Here is a 17120-nt window from a genome sequence, read left to right on the forward strand (position 1 = left end):
TATTCAGAAATCACTCCATTAGCTTTTAGAATAGCATCATCGATCTCTCTACCAGATGGATGTACATAGACACTCATGTTAGAAACCTGTACCCATCCGAAATATAAATTCATTTGAGTCATATTGTAACACAACATACATTAAAATAATACATCGATTAAAACAGGTCTCACTTTCTTATAACCCTCCTTTGAGTTATTGAGCTTATCCAAGTAGTTAGTCATCAACACTGAACCATTTGAGTGTCCCACCATATACTTGATAAGAGATTCTTGGACATCTGCTTTTACACATTTGTCAATGAAGTAGTTACGACCATATTTCAGCCCAAGTCCACGAGTCCTGAAGTATCTGCGTGAAGCTTTTTAGATAGAATGGTGCTTTCGTATATGTGTTAAGGGCAATTGTTGATTGTTTTTGGCTTTAGGTTATGAGTCTTTATCTGAGCTGTACTGCTAGTAATAAAGAATACTGTTTCTAATATGTGCTAACTGAATTATAGAGTTAAGGCTTCTTGTTACTCTTACACCCTGAATCTCCTAGTCATTTAGTTGTAAATAAATTAGCTGTATTGATCATCAGTTGATTTCGTTTAAACTGTGACCTTAGCACTTGCAGAAAACTAACCTTACATCCTGTATGACAAATCATGAAGCAGTAGTTATACAACTGTTGTACAACTATTTCTTATTAAGAGGTAATAGCTAATGATATCTGTTGGGAAATCGAAAATAAGCAGGCATAAGCCTAAAAAAGACATAATTTATCCATTGGTGCGTTTACCACAATCATGCGCAGAATTTATTGGAAAGACGACTCACATCCATAAAACAGAGTGCGAAGGCAAAACTTTGTTTGTCCTCTCGTTTGATGAGAATTTTGAAGGCGAACTGCAAGTTGTACAACCCAGCAGCAACTCAGACCTCGAATCAAGAGTAGAAACACTAGAAAAACAGCTCACACTCTTACAAGAATCAATATCAGCAGAAAAGAAGAATTGTGGTGGGCCCGATGAGATTCGAACTCATGACCCCCGCCGTGTAAAGGCGATGTCATAACCGGCTAGACCACGGGCCCATTTTGCGAATAATATTAGTTACCCGGTGACGCTTTCGTCTTCGAGCACCTCCATAATGTAACTAGTGATATATAATCCTTTTTGGTGAAAACAGGCAGTATATAAGTAAATTCATTCATTTTGTGCGGGTTGTCTTGATGGAGATTGCTACCTTTATATAGTCTCCAGACAAATTCTTGTTCAGGAGTGGATATTGTGACAATAGCAGAAGACCTGAAGGATCTGTACAGCCTCATCAGGGAAGAAAATACCGAAAAACTGCTTTCCATGTTTGTGGGAGAGCCCGTGATAGACACGCCTCTTGAAGGAAGGGTTACAGGCGAAGATGCATTTCTTGAATTTGTTGACCATCAGCACCAGTGGCTCAAGGGTCACGATGTGGGACAGCAATTCGTGGAGATTACCGCAAACCCAAAGCGCATCTGTGTCGAGTTGCTTCTCTATCTACGGCATGATACGAGGAACCTGGATCTTCTGGTTGCCATAGTTGCTGACCTCGACGGTGACAGAGTATCCGAGATCAGGATATACCACAGTATGTGGCCACTGACAGGCAAACACAAGTTAAGAGAGCCAATCCTGAAACCGGTGGACGGACTTGAAGAACCCGATTTTGTAAAACAATACATGCAGGCACTGGGAAACGGCGATTATGAAGCAGTGACGAGTCTTTTCGAAGATGAAGGGTATGCCCGTGAACCCGCCAGCTCAGCTTTCACACATTCAGGAAAAGCAGGGCTGAAGGACTTCTATTCAAAGATATTGAGGGACGGCGGGATAATTCTGAAACACTGTACGGTCACCTTTGATGGAAAGCGTGCGGTGATCGAGTATAACGCCGATTCATGGGGTGAAACAAAACTGCCACCACAGACCGGTGTGGCAGTCTATGAGCTTGGAAAGAACTGGAAAATGCACGCTGCAAGGATATATGATGATGTGACACCACCCGGAGAACAATAATCACCTTTCTTTGCCGGGAAAGTGTTCACAGACCATATCCATGACTTCATCCAGCCATGCCTGTCTCTGCTCAGACGTGCTCCCGGCTATGGTCCTGAACATCCTGCGGTGAAAATTGCTCACACCGCAGAAATCAAAGATACAGTCCTTCCATATTCTTTCCAGTGGGTCACCGAAAACAGTATTTTCCCTTTCCTCAGGAGTGTTTGAGGTATTGAACACAAGTGCAACCCTTGCTTTCAAAAGGCCGATTGGAAGACCTGAGCCATCATCATCCTCTGGGAACCTGTACGCCACATTTTCCCGCAGCACCCTGTCAACCCATCCCTTGAGTATAGCTGGTGGCTGACCCCACCAGTTGGGATGAATGATGACTATGCCATCGGCTTCTTTTATTTCATTCCAGTGGATCTGGACCAGCTCATCATCCGATCTGTCAGACACAAGCTCCTCGCCCATAAGGATCGGGTCAAAACCTTCTGCACAAAGGTCATGGAAGCTGACTTCATGTCCGCTCTCTTTTAGAGTGGATACAGTCACATCAGCAATGGCATGGTTAAAGCTCTTGCCATACGGATGGATGTCCGAGTATGACCGAAACCTTCATATTAACACCACAGGGGTAAGATAATAAGAAAGCTCTTTTCAAACAATATAATCCACAACTGCCCTTTCATTTACTATTTTGCCAACAAAATCGGCAACCTTGACATGTTCAGGATGCTTCTGGTAGGAGACAAGTGCTTCCTCATCCCTGAATTCAGAGTACAGGGTCACATCGAAAGCAGCGTCTGACTGATTGATATTGATACCTACCTCGATAATCTCTATTTCAGATATCATTTCTTGGAGATTTTCAAGCTTTTCTTTCATGAGTTTGGCGTTCTCCTGCTTTGTCCTGCCTTCGGCACTGGCTTTTAATTTCCACATGACAATATGTTTTAACATTGGTCTCTCTTCCTCGATATAATAAACATAGTTTACTGTTACTTATCAGGTAAAACTTATAAAACTAGTGTCATAGGATTGGTAATACCTATTTAAATAATAAAAAAGCGAAATAAGGGGCATATGCCTCACGATACTCATTACCAGGAAGATGATGAGGAAGACGAGTTTGCAGAAGCCTATCTCGGAGATTATGCAAGCATCAGGTCAATCGTAGGTGAGGCTCTGCCTTTCCAGCTGGTAGCAACATTTGGAGGTGTTGCATCAGGCATCGTTCTCTCGGGAATGACAGATGAACTGCAGATGATACCGGGACTAATTGTCATAGCTCCTGCAGTGCTGGGCATGCGTGGAAATATCTCATCAACCCTGGGATCCAGGCTTGGCAGTGCTATTCATATGGGACTTATAACCAAAATAGAAAGGAACCCGGAGCTGATGAACAATGTTAACGGATCACTTTTGCTCAGTGCCTTAATGTCATTTATACTCGGACTGCTGGGGCATTTTATCACAGTGGCACTGGGAATGCAGAGTGCGGGTCCTCTCACACTGACCCTTATAGCCGTTCTTGCAGGTGTTTCGTCCGGTCTGATACTCTCAGTAGTTGCTGTTTTCCTTGCTCTGGGTATGTTCCGTTTCGGTTTTGATCCTGACAATGTTGTCACCCCCGCGATAGCAACCGTTGGGGATATCGTTTCAATGATAATGATCTTCCTTTCCGCAAGGGTGGTGCTCTTACTATGACCTACTACACCGTGCGCGGAATCGTGGGAAGGAGTTTTCCTATAATCCTTTTCACATCAGTGATAGGGATACTGACAGGACAGATACTCAACGTAGAGCTTGAGAACCTTGTTTCCATGCCTATCATCCTCATTCTCATCCCCGCACTGATCAAGATCGGAGGGGATACCGGAAGTATGCTTGGCGCACGCCTCTCATCAGCCCTTCACATGGGTCTTGGTGGAAACATCTTTCGCAACCCTGTGGTACGTAACAGCGTACTGTCGGCTTTTATCGTGGGCATGTGTGCCTTTACCTTTTTAGGCGTGGTTGTATGGATCACCGGTATAGTACTCGATATGGAAATGGCATTTGAAACGCTTATGGCTCTGTGTCTTGTATCAGGCACCTTCGAACTTCTGGCCGTCTATTCGGCTACCCTTCTAATTGCATTTGCTTCACACCGTTTCGGTGTGGATCCCGATGATACCGTAATTCCCATCATAGCCACACTCGGAGACCTAATCGGTGTGATTGGAATATTTGTAACCATGAATTTGTTGAATATCATCTAGAACAGAATTAAAAAGAAATAAAAAACATGAAAGGATAAACTGGTAGAAAGATCATGACCCCCAAGGAAATAAAGTACGTTCCGCACAATCTCAAAGACCTCCTGATAGCAACCAAGGATACATCAGAACTCATGATTGATCTTGCATATTCTGCAATGATCTACGATGACGAGGACATTGCCGAAGAGGTAATCAACCTGGAAGAGAAGATGGATACCCTTGACTATCATATGAAAATCGCTGCTATGATGAGTGCAAGGCGTGTTGATGAGGCTGAAGAGATGTCCGGTGTGTTGCAGGTTGCACGTGCATCTGAAAATATATCCAATGCAGCAGGGGATATTGCAAAGATAGTTCTCATGGACATGGGTATACCCACAGAACTCAAGCTGGCTATGAGAGAGGCAGAAGAGACTATCACAAGGGCAACTGTAAGTGAAGATTCACCAATAGCAGGGCGCACGCTTGGTGACATTGAACTGGACACCGAGACTGGGATGTGGATCATCGCCATACGCCGGAACAATGAGTGGATCTACAACCCGAACCATGCATCCAGGATACGTCCGGACGACGTGCTCTTTGCACGCGGGCATGACGAAGGTGTTCCTATCTTCATGGAGCTTGTGACAGCAAGGAAATATGTGCCAAGGGAAGTCCCGCATGAACGCTTCCTCATTGACCTTGAAAGAGCCGTGGATATCATTGTCGAAATGAAGAACATGGGAGAACTATCAGTGGGACTTGCATACTCTGCACTTCTGTTCGACAACGAGGATATAGCATATGAAGTAAAGGCACTTGAAGCTGAGATGGACACTATGAAATATGAACTCCAGCACTGGGTTCTTGAAACCGCAAAACATGTGCCCGACGTAAACCAGCTAAGAGGTCTGCTCCATCTTGCCAACGCAGCCGAGGCAGTCTCGGACGCAGCATATACCATCGCCGACACTGTCCTGAGGGATATAGAACTCCATCCGGTTATAACACTGGCTGTCAGACAGTCGGATGAGGTTATTACAAAACTCATGGTCCAGCAGTGTTCACCCATTGTAGGAAAGACATTTGGTCATCTGAAGCTGGAAACTGAGACAGGTGTGCACATAATGGCAATCAAAAGGGACGATAAATGGGTATACCGCCCAAACAAAAGAACCACAATCCAGGGAGGAGACATACTCATAGCAAGGGGTTCCAGAATGGGAGAAGATGCCCTCTTTGAGATGTGTGCATGTCCTTTTGAAGCAGAAGATGAAAATAAAGAAGATTCCTGATCAAGGATCAGGATCTTAAGATAATTTCTGGACTGAGCCATCCTTTTTACCGATGTATACCTCATCGACATTGGTGAATATACCATGTTCGACGATACCGGCAGCCTGTGAAAGAAGGGCAGATGTTACCACAGGGTTATCTATAACACCGAAACTTGCGTCAATAATGAAATTACCATTGTCGGATATTACCGGACCATCCTTTTTTGATGCAAGGCGCAGTACCGGCTCCCCGCCAAGTTTCCTTACATGCTTTGAAACAAGTTCCTTTGCATACGGAAGTACTTCCAGTGGTACATAGTGATCCAGTTGTTCGCTGTATTTGGATTCGTCTGCGACTATCACAAAACGCTCGGCAGAACGGGACACCACCTTCTCACGGGTGTGTGCAGCCCCTCCTCCTTTGATCACGTTCAGGGCCGAGTTGATCTGATCCGCTCCATCTATGGCAATATCCAGTTCCGGATGCTCGGCTAGACTTGTCAGGGTAATGCCGGCCTCTATGGCAAGCATCTCTGACTGGTATGATGTTACAACTGCAATGATGTCAAGACCTTCATCAACACGCCTTCCCAGTTCGGCTATTGTGTAAGCGGTAGTTGAGCCGGTACCAAGACCGACCACCATACCATCCTGCACAAGCTCAGCAGCTGCAATCCCTGCAGCTTTCTTTTCAGGGCTTTCCCCGCTTGGGTTCCTTTCTTTCATCAGAATTCAACCTGTTGTTTCATTATGGAGAAAGTCTGCGCCTGTCCCTTGGGAAGAGTACGACATCACGAATATTTTCAGTACCAAGCATGGTCATGACAAGCCTTTCACAACCGATACCCCATCCTGCATGAGGTGGCATACCATATCTGAAAGCCTTGAGATAGAACTCGAAACCTTCGGGGTCAAGTCCCTGTGACTCGATCCTCTCGATCAGAAGCTCAGGGATGTGGATACGCTGTGCACCGGATGAGAGTTCCATTGTCCTGTGCATCATGTCGAATCCCTTGGAAAGGACCGGGTTGTCCTCGTATGGCATTGCATAGAATGGCTTTATCTCAGTTGGCCAGTCAATGATGAAGTAGTGTGATTCACCTGTTTCCTTGAAGACGTACTCACCAATTGCATGCTCTGAAGAGGTTCCAAGGTCATCTCCCCAGTTGAGCATCTCATCGGTGTTTGCATTGACAATCTCAATTGCCTCATCGTAGGTGACTCTCTTGAACGGAACCTTGGGAACCTTCAACTCTACACCGAGAACCTCAAGCGAATCGGAAGCATTCTCGATCACCTGTTCGTAGATGTATGCAACCATGTTCTCAAGCACTTCCATTACATCGAAGTGGTCACAGAAACTTGCCTCGATATCGATGGAAGTAGCTTCGTTGAGGTGTCTGCGGGTGTCGTGCTCCTCTGCCCTGAAGATTGGGCCGATCTCAAATACCCTGTCCATACCACCGGACATCAGTATCTGTTTGAAGAGCTGAGGGCTCTGGTTCAGGAAGGCTTCCCTGTCAAAGTATGTGATCGGGAATAGGGAGGTTCCACCTTCTGTTGCCGTTGCGACCACCTTCGGGCTGGATGTCTCGATAAATCCCTTATCTGTAAGGAAATCCCTGACAGCCCTGAGCACTTCGTGCCTTATCCTGAAGATAGCTGTGGTCTTCTCCCTTCTGAGGTCGATAAACCTTGAATCCAGACGTGTGTCAAGTTCTGCTTCAACTTTTCCTGTTGTGTCCATTGGAAGCGGAGACTCTGCTTCGTTGAGAAGTGTGATCTCATCGGGAATCACTTCGTAACCATTCGGTGCTTTGCCTTCAGGCTTGACACTTCCTGTGACCGAAACCACGGATTCTCTGACAAGCTTTCTTGCCCTGTCAAGAAGTTCGGGGTCTGTCTTCTTTTTCACCAGTGTGACCTGGGATCTTCCTGTACGGTCCCTGATCACAACAAAACAAATTCCTCCGAGGTCACGGACCTCATGTACCCAGCCTGCGACGCTTACTTTCTCATCGCCAAGCTCTTCGGGTTTGATCTCTGATGCATAATGTGTCCTAAGATCTGCTAATGACATTAAATCACCTGATTTGTAAGAGTGATGTTAAATTTTAAATTTGTACAACTCTGGCACCAATACTTGCTACTTTATTATAAACCTAATTATTCATGGCATTCACAGGCTGCAACAAGACTTCTTTCAGATATCTCGCCCACGGTGTCCTTTTTCATGATCTCTGCAATAGTGCCCATATTATCGGACTGACCCAGTGCCCACATGAGCTTCACAAGTGCGACCTCGGGAAGCATATCCTCACCCTCAATTGCACCTGCTTTGAGTATGTCCCTGCCGGTATCGTAAACCCTGTCACATACCCTGCCATAAAGACACTGGGATGTCACTACAACAGGAATACCAGAGCCGACAGCCCTCTCGACCTGCGGGATCCACTCGGTGGAAACATGTCCGAGTCCGGTACCTTCTATAACCAGGCCTTTGTAGCCCGCATCAATGAAGTAGGAAAGAATATCAGGGCTTGCACCGGGTGTGAACTTCAAGAGTGCGCATTTTGGCTCAAGGGAATCGTTCAGTCTGAGCTCTTTTTCGCCTTTTTTGATGTAAGCGGTCGTAGTATTTAACTTGCGGCTACTATAATCCACATAGGCTATCGGATCTGCATTGACGGATTGGAAAGCGTCCCTTCTGGATGTGTGCATTTTCCTGACCTTGGTTCCGCGGTGAACTGCACATCGTCCATCGGATTCACCTTCATGCATAACAACCGTGACTTCTGCAATATCACTGGTAGCAACAACAGCAGCACATATGGCGTTCACAGCATTGTCACTGCTCGGTCTGTCGGCACTGCGCTGTGAACCCACAAAAACTATGGGCACAGGGGTTTCTATCATAAAAGACAGAGCCGCAGCAGAGTACATCATGGTGTCAGTACCATGGGCTACGATTATACCGTCGGCACCTTTATCGATCTCCTCAGCTATCGCCTTTGCCAGAGCCTGCCAGTAATCTGCTTTCATGTTCTCAGAGAGTATATTGTAGATTGCACGGCCGCTGAAATCTGCAATTTCCTTCAGTTCAGGGATAGCTTCCAGGATATCGTCTGCCGAGAAACTGGCTGTCACCGCACCTGTCCTGTAATCGATCTTACTCGCGATGGTACCGCCTGTGGAAAGGATCGAGACCTTTGGCAGGGAAGCTTTCTCTTTAACTTTAATATCAGGGCTTCTTGGAGGAAGCAGTGTGTCCTTTGGTGTCTTTTTCTCCATAACCGTAACAGTGGCATTCTCAGGGTCGATTCCCGCATTGTATCCGCTGTTCATCTTAATGACAATATGCTTTGTGGTGCTCGGCATGACGATGCCTTCGTATTCCACACCATCCTTTTCGATTTTTACCCTGTCGCCTTCTTCAAATTCCATGATAATCCCTTGTTAAATATATCGTAATAGATCAGTATTAATCAGAGTTACTCTGGACCTTCATCAATACAGCTTTCTACCGTCTCGAGAAGGATCTTCAACGAATCCTCAATGCTTTTGTTCATTTCCGCTATTGAGGATATCTCAGTTTCCAGCTCACTGGAGCGAGCCCTTATAGCTCTGTCAGTTTCATCAGGTGAAGGAGCGCCTGTGATATTGCGCTTGCGGATATTGGACAGGGGGTCAAGTGCCTCTTTCAGCATTTCCTGGCTCATTCCCCGATCACTCAGCTTTTCACCAAGTACATCCATGGCCACTGAATCAATATCCTCCAGCGTCGGGTCTCCGTTTCCGCGTGCCAGTACTCCCACGATCTGGTGGGCTGTCCTGAAGGGAATACCCGCAGCCCTGACCATCGTATCGGCAAGCTCTGTTGCAGTGGTAAAGCCCATAACTGACTGCAACGCCATTGAGTCTGTATTTATATTTATCGTATCAAAGATTCCTGCCATAACCCTGACGGCACCCCTTGTTGTTTCAACAGCACGCCAGAGGTTAGGTGTAGCTTCCTGCAGGTCCCGGTTATAACTTAACGGGAGTGCCTTGCAAATGGAGATCAATCCCATGAGAGAACCGATTACCGTACCTGATTTGCCACGGATCAGCTCGGCGGTGTCGGGGTTCTTTTTCTGGGGCATGATGGAAGATGTGGATGAATAGCTGTCATGAAGTTCTACAAAATTAAATTCCGAACTTGACCAGACGATAAGCTCCTCTGCCATCTTGCTCAAGTTCACCATGATATTCACAAGCACTGACGCGGACTCGATCATGAAATCACGGCTGCTCACCGCATCCATGGAGTTTTCCATCATAGCTTCAAACCCAAGCAGAGACCGGGTCCTTTCCCTGTCAAGATCAAAACCCGTGGAAGCAAAGGCAGCAGCTCCAAGAGGACATTCGTTTACCCTGGAAAAAGCATCCATCAGACGCTGCGTATCCCTTGCCAGCGCACCGGAGTGTGCAAGAATATGGTGAGCGAATGTTGTTGGCTGCGCATGCTGCAGGTGAGTAAATCCCGGCATCAGGGTATCCCTGTTCTCCGAAGCCCTTGCAAGCAGGTTCTTCCGGAGCTGTGCCAGCTCTTCCATAAGAGAGATCAGTTCATCCCTCAGACGTATCCTGATACAGGTTACAACCTCATCGTTACGTGAGCGACCGGAGTGCATCCTGCCTCCGACATCCTCACCAACCATGTCGATGAGCCTTGATTCAAGCGAGATATGTATATCCTCATAGGAGTGGTCAAGTTTCTCGATTCCCTCTTCCCTGATCCTTAGAAGACCCTGCAGGATCCTACTGCAATCCTCTTTCCGGATAATTCCCTGTTCTTTCAGCATTACCGTATGTGCCAGGTCCACGAGTATATCTGCCTCGAAGATCCATTTATCAGCTGACATGGATGAAGTGAAATTCAAAATATCTTCATCTGGAGTTGAAGACAGGCGTCCCCTGCGTAAAATATCGCTCATGTGAATCCTCGCTTGATTAAATATAATATTAAAAGTGACCTTGATTTTGTAGCGTGGTACGGCCTGAATACATAAATAAGAATCGGTTTTGGAAGTGATGGTTTTTTGAAATAGACACTGGTTTAATATCAAAACTAAAGGCTGTTTATTTCTCCTTCATCCTGCAGGAATTGCTGCACATCGACCTCACATGCTCAGATACTTCGTTATAATTATCCTCTGTGCAAAACACAATACTCTTTTCTCCGTATCCGGTTGACAATGTTATGGTATTACTGGCAGGATAGAATGTTGCCTTTTTGACATTATTCCATTTCATGATCTGATCCTGACGGGAGTTTGCAAGAAAACCTGTGCCTGTTGCCGCCAGATTCCTCGTAAGCAGACCAATGATTATCAGGAGAAAATTCAATTTACTGTTCCTGCTGCGTTGTTCTGTCCTGCTCATGGTGCTGACCGTATTTTTATCCAGACTATAGGAAAGCATGTACCTGTTCCCATAGTATGCGAATATGAATAATACTGTAAATACAAATAAAAGTCCAATCAGAATAAGTGCATACTTTATATCACGCAGATTGCTGCTGCTTCCGGTAAAGTCTCCACCGAGCATGGAGGGAAGCATTATTAATAAAACGATGAATGCTGTGAGCAAAGTTGCAATCCCAAGGACTTTCAGCAGTTCCCTCCGGATGAATTTGTTATTTAATATTGAAACATCAATATCCCATTCTATTACATCGTTCATGTTCATTTACACACCCTATTAAAATTTAAACATTATTGGCATCTTATCAGTCTTCTAATCTCAACTACAATCAATTTAGGCCGAGCGAGATAAGACTCCCGAGAATAGACTTATTAGATAAAAAATTCAATCTTTACTGGGAGTTAGCAGATATCCGGGTCTGACTATTACCCGGCTGATTTTATGGTACGTTTGGAGAAAGATACCTTAGGGGAAGTGAAAGTTCCCGACAATGTGTATTACGGACCTCAGACAGCAAGGGCTGTAGAGAATTTCAGGGTCAGCGGTGAAAGACTGCCTGCATCTTTCATAAGAGCCCAAGCAGCCATCAAGACCGCCTCTGCCAGGGCGAATATGCAAAGCGGGAGACTTGATCAAAAAATAGGTGAAGCCATAGTTCAGGCTGCAACAGAGATCAGGGGAGGAAAATTCGACAAGCAGTTCGTGGTGGATGCTTTCCAGTCAGGGGCGGGTACTTCGCAGAACATGAATGCAAACGAGGTTATAGCAAACCGTGCCCTTGAGATAATGGGATACGGGAAAGGACGATATGACATCATCCATCCTAATGATCACGTCAACATGTCGCAGTCATCAAATGATACAACACACACTGCAATACATATCTCTGCCATGGAATCCCTGAAAAAGGATCTGCTTCCCGTTGTCATCGAACTGAATGAACTGTTACTGAACAGGGCAGCTGAATTCATGGAGATAGTAAAACCCGGAAGAACACATCTACAGGATGCGGTTCCTATCACCCTGGGACAGGAATTCAGTGGCTATGCAAGAACTGTTGAACTTGGAGTTGAACGTCTCTTTCGGGCAATGAATGATCTCGAAGAGTTAAATATGGGTGGAACTGCTGTTGGTACCGGCCTGAACACACCGACAGGATTCGGGGCCATTGCGATCAAAGAGATGAACAGCTTAACAGGGATCGACTTCAGGCTTGCGGAAAATGCATTCGAAGCCACCCAGGGAGCAGATGCGATTCTCAATACTTCTGCTGCACTTCGAAACCTTGCAGCCAGTCTCATAAAGATCGCAAACGACCTGAGATTGCTTTCAAGTGGCCCGAGAGCCAGCCTGGGAGAGATCAAACTGCCTGCTGTACAGCCCGGTTCATCGATCATGCCCGGAAAGGTCAATCCCGTTATGGCTGAAATGCTCAACATGGCATGTTTCCAGGTTATCGGGAATGATACTGCAATAATGATGGCTGCACAGGCCGGACAGCTTGAACTCAATGTCTTCACCCCGGTTCTGGCCTACAACCTGCTCAAATCCATACATATACTCAGCGGAGCCATTGATTCATTCAACAGGAACTGCCTGAACGGGATTACAGCCAACAGAGAAAGATGTGCTAAACTGGCAGAATCCAGCCTGGCAATTGCCACATCCCTTGCCCCTGAAATCGGTTATGAGAAAGCGGCAGAAGTGTCTTATCGGGCCCATCGCGAAAACCGGACAATAAGAGAGATTGTTGACGAGATGGGAATCCTGACAGAGGAAGAAAAGCAGGAACTCCTGGACCCCATGAAACTTACTGGAGTAAAGAAATGATAGATCATGATGTGCTGGTAATAGGCGGCGGACTCTCGGGGCTCAGGGCAGCACTTGAAGCAAAATTCAGTGGTGCTGATGTTGCGATAATCTCAAAGGTATATCCAATACGCAGCCACTCAGGAGCAGCACAGGGAGGAATCAATGCATCCCTTGGTTCCGATGATAGCTGGAAGGCACATGCCCTTGATACTGTGAAAGGTAGTGACTACCTTGCTGACCAGGATACGGTTGAGATACTCTGCAGGGAAGCACCAGAGAGAGTGATCGAGATGGAGAACTGGGGAACGAATTTCTCCAGGAAGGATGACGGTACCATAGCACAGCGCCCGTTCGGAGGTGCAGGCTTCCCTAGGACATGTTATGCAGGTGACCGAACAGGACACAATCTCCTTCACACTCTCTATGAACAGGTTCTGAAGAATAAGATCAAGGTCTACAGCGAATGGCTGGTCACAAAACTGCTGGTCGAGAACGGGAAATGCGCCGGGTCTGTGGCCCTGAACACTGCGAATTCGGAAATGGATGCATTCAGAGCTAAAGCTACAATACTTGCCACCGGAGGATACGGAAGGATATACCAGCGCTCCACCAACGCCATCATCAACCGGGGATCTGGCATTGCTCTTGCCTACATGGCAGGTGTTCCACTGCAGGACATGGAGTTCGTACAGTTCCACCCAACGACGCTCTGGGATACGAACATACTGATTACCGAAGGTGCAAGAGGCGAGGGAGGCTACCTCTACAATAAGGACCACGAACGCTTCATGGCAAACTACGCTGCAGATGCCATGGAGCTGGCACCAAGGGATATTGTGGCAAGAGCGATACAGACAGAGATCGATGAAAGAAGAGGATTCCCGGGAGGATACGTTCAACTCGACATTACCCACCTGGGAAAAGAAAAGATCAACAAAAGACTTCCCGGCATAAGGCAGATATCCATTGATTTTGCAGGCATCGACCCTGTTCAGGAGCCCATACCGGTGCAGCCAGGTCAGCATTACTCAATGGGAGGTGTCAGCTCCAATAAGGATGGCGAGACTCCGTTGCCGGGATTATATGCTGTCGGGGAATGTGCATGCATCAGCGTACACGGTGCCAACCGGCTTGGCGGGAACTCGTTGCTTGACACGGTTGTCTTTGGAAAAAGAGCCGGAGGTGCTGCTGCGGAATACGTGAAGACGGTAGAGAATCAAGCTGACGAAATTCTCATCGATGCTTTAAAAAATGAGCAGCAAAGGATTGAAGAAATGATGGGTGAAGGTGGAGAAAACTTTGCAGAGCTCAGGGATGAGTTGCGAGCGATCATGCAGGAATATGTCGGCGTGTTCAGGAACAGGGAAAAACTCGAGCATGCTGTTGAAGCTATCCGTGAGCTGAAGGAAAGGGGAAAAGAGCTAAGAGTGAAGAATAATTCCAGTGTTTTTAATTTCGAGCTTATGAACGCCATCGAGCTTAAGGGCATGCTGGAGCTCGGGCATGTAATTGCTCTTGGTGCACTTGTGAGGGAAGAGAGCCGGGGAGCACACTACCGGACTGATTTTCCGGAGAGGGATGATGAGAACTGGCTCAAGCATACACTGGCATGTTTCAAACCCAAAGGACCAGAACTCGATTACAGGGAAGTGACCATAGACCGCTTCCAGCCAGAGAGGAGGGCGTACTGATGGTCACTCTCAAAATCAAAAGACAGGACGGAGACAGGACATGGTTCGATCATTTTGAGGTTGAGGAAAAAACAGGAATGACTGTACTTGAAGCCCTTTTCCACGTACAGGAAAGACAGGATGGCAGCCTGTGTTTCAGATACTCATGCAGAGGTGCGGTCTGTGGTAGCTGTGCCATGCTGATAAACAAGGTACCAAGACTAGCATGCAGGACACAGGTGGCTAATGTAAAGGATGAGGCTGACGATGAGCCGAAAGATGGCGTAGCAGCGGTGAAACAGTCCGAGAAAGATGAGGACAAGAACGAGATACTCATCGAACCGCTTCCCAATCAGAAGGTCATCAGGGACCTCATTGTGGACATGGATCATTTCTACAGTCTTGTGGACTCCGTCAGACCCTGGATAGATTCACAGGACAGGGAGCCGGAGAAAGTAACACTCATGGAGCCATCCACGCAGGAGCAGCTTGAAAGGTATACCAATTGCATACTCTGCGCCACATGCCACGGAGCCTGCCCGGCTGCTGCCAGGGATGGAAATTATCTGGGACCCGCAGCCCTTGCAAAAGCCTGGAGGTTCTACCTGGACCCAAGAAGCCGTGACAAAGACAGGGATGAACTTCTGGAACTTCTCGATTCCGAATCTGGTGTCTGGGGCTGCGATGTGGTTTACAAGTGCGTGGCTGTGTGTCCGAAGAAGGTTACTCCTACACCTGCTATTCTTGAGTTGAGGAAGAAGATGGAGTAGATAGTAGAAAAGGAACTTATGAGTTAAGGTTCAAATCATACTCTCAGTACAGCCATTATGGGTAATAGTAATAACCAAAAAATGCAACGGTAATAAATACAAGACACTGATAATTTTTCTAGAGTAAACCATCTTTTCTCATTTGAATTACAGCTTCCAAAACTTCTTTGAAATAAATCCCGTCTGGTCTTTTGAATAAAATCCAGAGTAAATAATCCAAATCATTTTTGTAAACATATTCCAGACTTTTGCCTTCGTGCTTACCATGCCAAAACATTACTTCTTTCATTAAAATTTCACTATCATTTAATTCAACCCATTTTCCATTTTTAAAAGTCTTCATATACTTCCCACCACTATCTGAGAAGCAATAAGCAAACCGTTCATATTCAAAAAAATCCAATGCTGGGCGATATTTGTCTATTTTTTCCTTAAATTCGATACAATTTACATTCTCGCGGTGTCTCTTGCCAGATTTGTAATATTTATCAAACTTAAAAATCGTTGGTGTAAGATGCTTATCCCATTCACAAAAAACATTTTTTTTGGCAAGAGGGTTTTTACATAAAATAAGGGTAGGATTCACTTTTGTATGAAAATACTTGCAAGTATTGCATGGTAAGATTTCATCATCAATTTTTCCTCTAAAGTCATGATTAAAGGTAAAATCATCAACGCCAGTCCAGCCAGAAGATTCAGATGATTCATCATTATTTTCATAACCAAAACAAGGGAATATATTTTTGAGATCTGGATAATAAGTTACAGGTACGTTATTTTTACAGTAATCTAATGTATCAATACCTTCAATCTCGACATCTTCTGATAACTCCAATAATTCCAAAGTATTTGTTATGTATCTCTGCAACAAGGCAGAATACAAGTGGGAAGTTGCTTTTATCGTTAAATATGGTATTTCATGTTTTTTTAAGTAAGATGAAGCTTCAGATTCCAAATCATGAGTTACTATAATTTCAAGTGCCATTTTAAATTTATTTTCGCTATATAGAGATATATCTGGACGGTATATTTTAGTTACCTGTTTTTCTACATAGACATCTGTAATATGTTCAAGTAGGTTTATTGAATGTGTTTCTGAACAGGAGCACTTGAATTGAACAAAGGTAGGAGTTTCATTTATAGCAGAATTTTGAAGAAAATCAAACAACAGAATTTTCGTGTTATAGTGAAGAGGTGTTTCTCCTCCATGATCATATTCAACATGCTTATGAGCAAAATGAGGACGACGTATTTCCCCTTTTTTCAAAATCATTTCACCGTTACAATTTGGATTTGCACAAGTAAATTTTTCACCTTTTTCAGCTTTAGTAACGTGAACTATTTTCCCTGAACTTGTTTTTGCAAATTCAAATTGTACTGTCATAATAACACTAGTTCCTAAAATCTATAATCTAAAAATAATAATATATTAATAGTATATGAGTATTTTTTATACACACAATATACAATAAATGGTGATAATATGTTTTATGTTGATGATGATTTTTTTATTAACGTAGACAAACTTGAAAATGGATTTTATCGAATTAAAAAAACATATAAAAAAACAAATTCAAAAACGTATATGAGTTTTAATGAATCACAAGCCGATTTTGTTGCTAGACAACTGCGTGAATTGCTGGAAAAAGAAGATTAAAATGTAAGAATCAAAAGACGCTTACAAGCTTCTTCACCCACTTTGACCCAAATTTTAATTTATCGCTCAATATACTATCCTTCATCCTATTGAGCGCACTACTGTGCTTAATTCCATATTTCCTTGCTTTCTTTAGACTTTAGAATCCTTTACACAATATCTTTCAATGGTCATCCCATTATACAAATCTCATTTT

16 protein-coding genes, 1 tRNA gene and 1 pseudogene are annotated in these 17120 nt (G+C 44.9%); 8 read left to right on the plus strand and 10 right to left on the minus strand.

The genetic code is table 11. The features are described from left to right. Nucleotides 1-140 precede the first annotated feature (140 nt). Together HWN40_RS13715 and HWN40_RS07415 are read right to left on the minus strand one after the other, a co-directional pair. A pseudogene (locus HWN40_RS13715) lies at nucleotides 141-332 on the minus strand (integrase); the annotation flags it as partial. A gap of 668 nt (nucleotides 333-1000) precedes the next feature. After that, nucleotides 1001-1077: transfer RNA gene (locus HWN40_RS07415), tRNA-Val, on the minus strand. Between the two features lie 196 nt (nucleotides 1078-1273). Here HWN40_RS07415 and HWN40_RS07420 point away from each other — a divergent pair. Beyond that, nucleotides 1274-2041, plus strand: coding sequence for a nuclear transport factor 2 family protein (locus tag HWN40_RS07420; RefSeq protein WP_176965136.1), 768 nt, complete (start codon nucleotides 1274-1276; stop codon nucleotides 2039-2041). Here HWN40_RS07420 and HWN40_RS07425 read toward each other — a convergent pair whose 3' ends face one another. Together HWN40_RS07425 and HWN40_RS07430 are read right to left on the minus strand one after the other, a co-directional pair. Continuing rightward, on the minus strand, nucleotides 2042-2581 hold the full coding sequence (locus tag HWN40_RS07425) for an NAD(P)H-dependent oxidoreductase (RefSeq protein ID WP_246275864.1): 540 nt from the start codon (nucleotides 2579-2581) through the stop codon (nucleotides 2042-2044). A gap of 105 nt (nucleotides 2582-2686) precedes the next feature. Beyond that, the gene (locus HWN40_RS07430; RefSeq protein WP_176965137.1) at nucleotides 2687-2989 is read right to left on the minus strand and encodes a Dabb family protein; all 303 of its coding nucleotides are present in this window, start codon (nucleotides 2987-2989) and stop codon (nucleotides 2687-2689) included. A 123-nt stretch (nucleotides 2990-3112) separates the two neighbouring features. On the opposite strand from HWN40_RS07430, the gene HWN40_RS07435 reads away from it, so the two are divergent. From HWN40_RS07435 to HWN40_RS07445, 3 genes are read left to right on the plus strand one after another with little or no spacing between them, the layout of a single operon-like run. Further along, on the plus strand, nucleotides 3113-3736 hold the full coding sequence (locus HWN40_RS07435; RefSeq protein ID WP_176965138.1) for a magnesium transporter: 624 nt from the start codon (nucleotides 3113-3115) through the stop codon (nucleotides 3734-3736). Continuing rightward, on the plus strand, nucleotides 3733-4290 hold the full coding sequence (locus HWN40_RS07440) for a magnesium transporter (protein WP_176965139.1): 558 nt from the start codon (nucleotides 3733-3735) through the stop codon (nucleotides 4288-4290). Before HWN40_RS07435 ends, HWN40_RS07440 begins: the two co-directional genes overlap by 4 nt. Nucleotides 4291-4343: 53 nt before the next feature. Beyond that, entirely contained in the window at nucleotides 4344-5567 is a 1224-nt protein-coding gene (locus tag HWN40_RS07445; RefSeq protein ID WP_176965140.1) for a potassium channel family protein, read from the plus strand. Between the two features lie 15 nt (nucleotides 5568-5582). On the opposite strand, the gene rpiA is transcribed toward HWN40_RS07445, so the two are convergent. The 5 genes from rpiA to HWN40_RS07470 all read right to left on the minus strand — a co-directional run bounded on the left by rpiA (nucleotide 5583) and on the right by HWN40_RS07470 (nucleotide 11279). After that, nucleotides 5583-6275, minus strand: coding sequence for a ribose-5-phosphate isomerase RpiA (gene rpiA / locus HWN40_RS07450; protein WP_176965141.1), 693 nt, complete (start codon nucleotides 6273-6275; stop codon nucleotides 5583-5585). A 22-nt stretch (nucleotides 6276-6297) separates the two neighbouring features. Beyond that, the gene (aspS, locus tag HWN40_RS07455; RefSeq protein WP_176965142.1) at nucleotides 6298-7629 is read right to left on the minus strand and encodes an aspartate--tRNA(Asn) ligase; all 1332 of its coding nucleotides are present in this window, start codon (nucleotides 7627-7629) and stop codon (nucleotides 6298-6300) included. Between the two features lie 86 nt (nucleotides 7630-7715). Then, nucleotides 7716-8993: a Glu-tRNA(Gln) amidotransferase subunit GatD gene (gene gatD / locus HWN40_RS07460; RefSeq protein ID WP_176965143.1), complete on the minus strand. Its 1278-nt coding sequence runs from the start codon at nucleotides 8991-8993 to the stop codon at nucleotides 7716-7718. A 47-nt stretch (nucleotides 8994-9040) separates the two neighbouring features. Next, nucleotides 9041-10525, minus strand: a complete 1485-nt coding sequence (argH, locus tag HWN40_RS07465) for an argininosuccinate lyase (protein WP_176965144.1) — start codon at nucleotides 10523-10525, stop codon at nucleotides 9041-9043. A gap of 145 nt (nucleotides 10526-10670) precedes the next feature. Further along, nucleotides 10671-11279 carry a hypothetical protein gene (locus HWN40_RS07470; protein WP_176965145.1) on the minus strand — a complete coding sequence of 203 codons (609 nt, stop codon included), beginning with the start codon at nucleotides 11277-11279 and terminating at the stop codon, nucleotides 10671-10673. A gap of 177 nt (nucleotides 11280-11456) precedes the next feature. Between HWN40_RS07470 and HWN40_RS07475 the strand changes: the two genes are divergently transcribed. The 3 genes from HWN40_RS07475 to HWN40_RS07485 are packed head-to-tail and all read left to right on the plus strand — an operon-like array spanning nucleotide 11457 to nucleotide 15267. Then, entirely contained in the window at nucleotides 11457-12845 is a 1389-nt protein-coding gene (locus HWN40_RS07475; RefSeq protein WP_176965146.1) for a class II fumarate hydratase, read from the plus strand. Then, complete coding sequence (locus HWN40_RS07480) at nucleotides 12842-14518, plus strand: FAD-dependent oxidoreductase (RefSeq protein WP_176965147.1); 1677 nt, start codon at nucleotides 12842-12844, stop codon at nucleotides 14516-14518. Before HWN40_RS07475 ends, HWN40_RS07480 begins: the two co-directional genes overlap by 4 nt. Continuing rightward, the gene (locus HWN40_RS07485) at nucleotides 14518-15267 is read left to right on the plus strand and encodes a succinate dehydrogenase/fumarate reductase iron-sulfur subunit (protein WP_176965148.1); all 750 of its coding nucleotides are present in this window, start codon (nucleotides 14518-14520) and stop codon (nucleotides 15265-15267) included. The genes HWN40_RS07480 and HWN40_RS07485 overlap by 1 nt, the downstream gene beginning before the upstream one ends. A gap of 118 nt (nucleotides 15268-15385) precedes the next feature. On the opposite strand, the gene HWN40_RS07490 is transcribed toward HWN40_RS07485, so the two are convergent. Then, complete coding sequence (locus tag HWN40_RS07490) at nucleotides 15386-16651, minus strand: competence protein CoiA family protein (protein ID WP_176965149.1); 1266 nt, start codon at nucleotides 16649-16651, stop codon at nucleotides 15386-15388. A 99-nt stretch (nucleotides 16652-16750) separates the two neighbouring features. On the opposite strand from HWN40_RS07490, the gene HWN40_RS07495 reads away from it, so the two are divergent. Next, nucleotides 16751-16924, plus strand: a complete 174-nt coding sequence (locus HWN40_RS07495; protein WP_176965150.1) for a hypothetical protein — start codon at nucleotides 16751-16753, stop codon at nucleotides 16922-16924. Nucleotides 16925-17120: the final 196 nt, after the last annotated feature.

Origin of the sequence: Methanolobus zinderi, assembly GCF_013388255.1 — an archaeon.
Taxonomy (GTDB): domain Archaea; phylum Halobacteriota; class Methanosarcinia; order Methanosarcinales; family Methanosarcinaceae; genus Methanolobus; species Methanolobus zinderi.

Bases quoted from the DNA above. Each gene is read 5' to 3' on its own strand.
- HWN40_RS07430 (WP_176965137.1), bottom strand. From the start codon at position 2,989: ATGTTAAAACATATTGTCATGTGGAAATTAAAAGCCAGTGCCGAAGGC.
- HWN40_RS07435 (WP_176965138.1), top strand. From the start codon at position 3,113: ATGCCTCACGATACTCATTACCAGGAAGATGATGAGGAAGACGAGTTT.
- HWN40_RS07440 (WP_176965139.1), top strand. From the start codon at position 3,733: ATGACCTACTACACCGTGCGCGGAATCGTGGGAAGGAGTTTTCCTATA.
- HWN40_RS07445 (WP_176965140.1), top strand. From the start codon at position 4,344: ATGACCCCCAAGGAAATAAAGTACGTTCCGCACAATCTCAAAGACCTC.
- rpiA (WP_176965141.1), bottom strand. From the start codon at position 6,275: ATGAAAGAAAGGAACCCAAGCGGGGAAAGCCCTGAAAAGAAAGCTGCA.
- aspS (WP_176965142.1), bottom strand. From the start codon at position 7,629: ATGTCATTAGCAGATCTTAGGACACATTATGCATCAGAGATCAAACCC.
- gatD (WP_176965143.1), bottom strand. From the start codon at position 8,993: ATGGAATTTGAAGAAGGCGACAGGGTAAAAATCGAAAAGGATGGTGTG.
- argH (WP_176965144.1), bottom strand. From the start codon at position 10,525: ATGAGCGATATTTTACGCAGGGGACGCCTGTCTTCAACTCCAGATGAA.
- HWN40_RS07470 (WP_176965145.1), bottom strand. From the start codon at position 11,279: ATGAACATGAACGATGTAATAGAATGGGATATTGATGTTTCAATATTA.
- HWN40_RS07475 (WP_176965146.1), top strand. From the start codon at position 11,457: ATGGTACGTTTGGAGAAAGATACCTTAGGGGAAGTGAAAGTTCCCGAC.
- HWN40_RS07480 (WP_176965147.1), top strand. From the start codon at position 12,842: ATGATAGATCATGATGTGCTGGTAATAGGCGGCGGACTCTCGGGGCTC.
- HWN40_RS07485 (WP_176965148.1), top strand. From the start codon at position 14,518: ATGGTCACTCTCAAAATCAAAAGACAGGACGGAGACAGGACATGGTTC.
- HWN40_RS07490 (WP_176965149.1), bottom strand. From the start codon at position 16,651: ATGACAGTACAATTTGAATTTGCAAAAACAAGTTCAGGGAAAATAGTT.
- HWN40_RS07495 (WP_176965150.1), top strand. From the start codon at position 16,751: ATGTTTTATGTTGATGATGATTTTTTTATTAACGTAGACAAACTTGAA.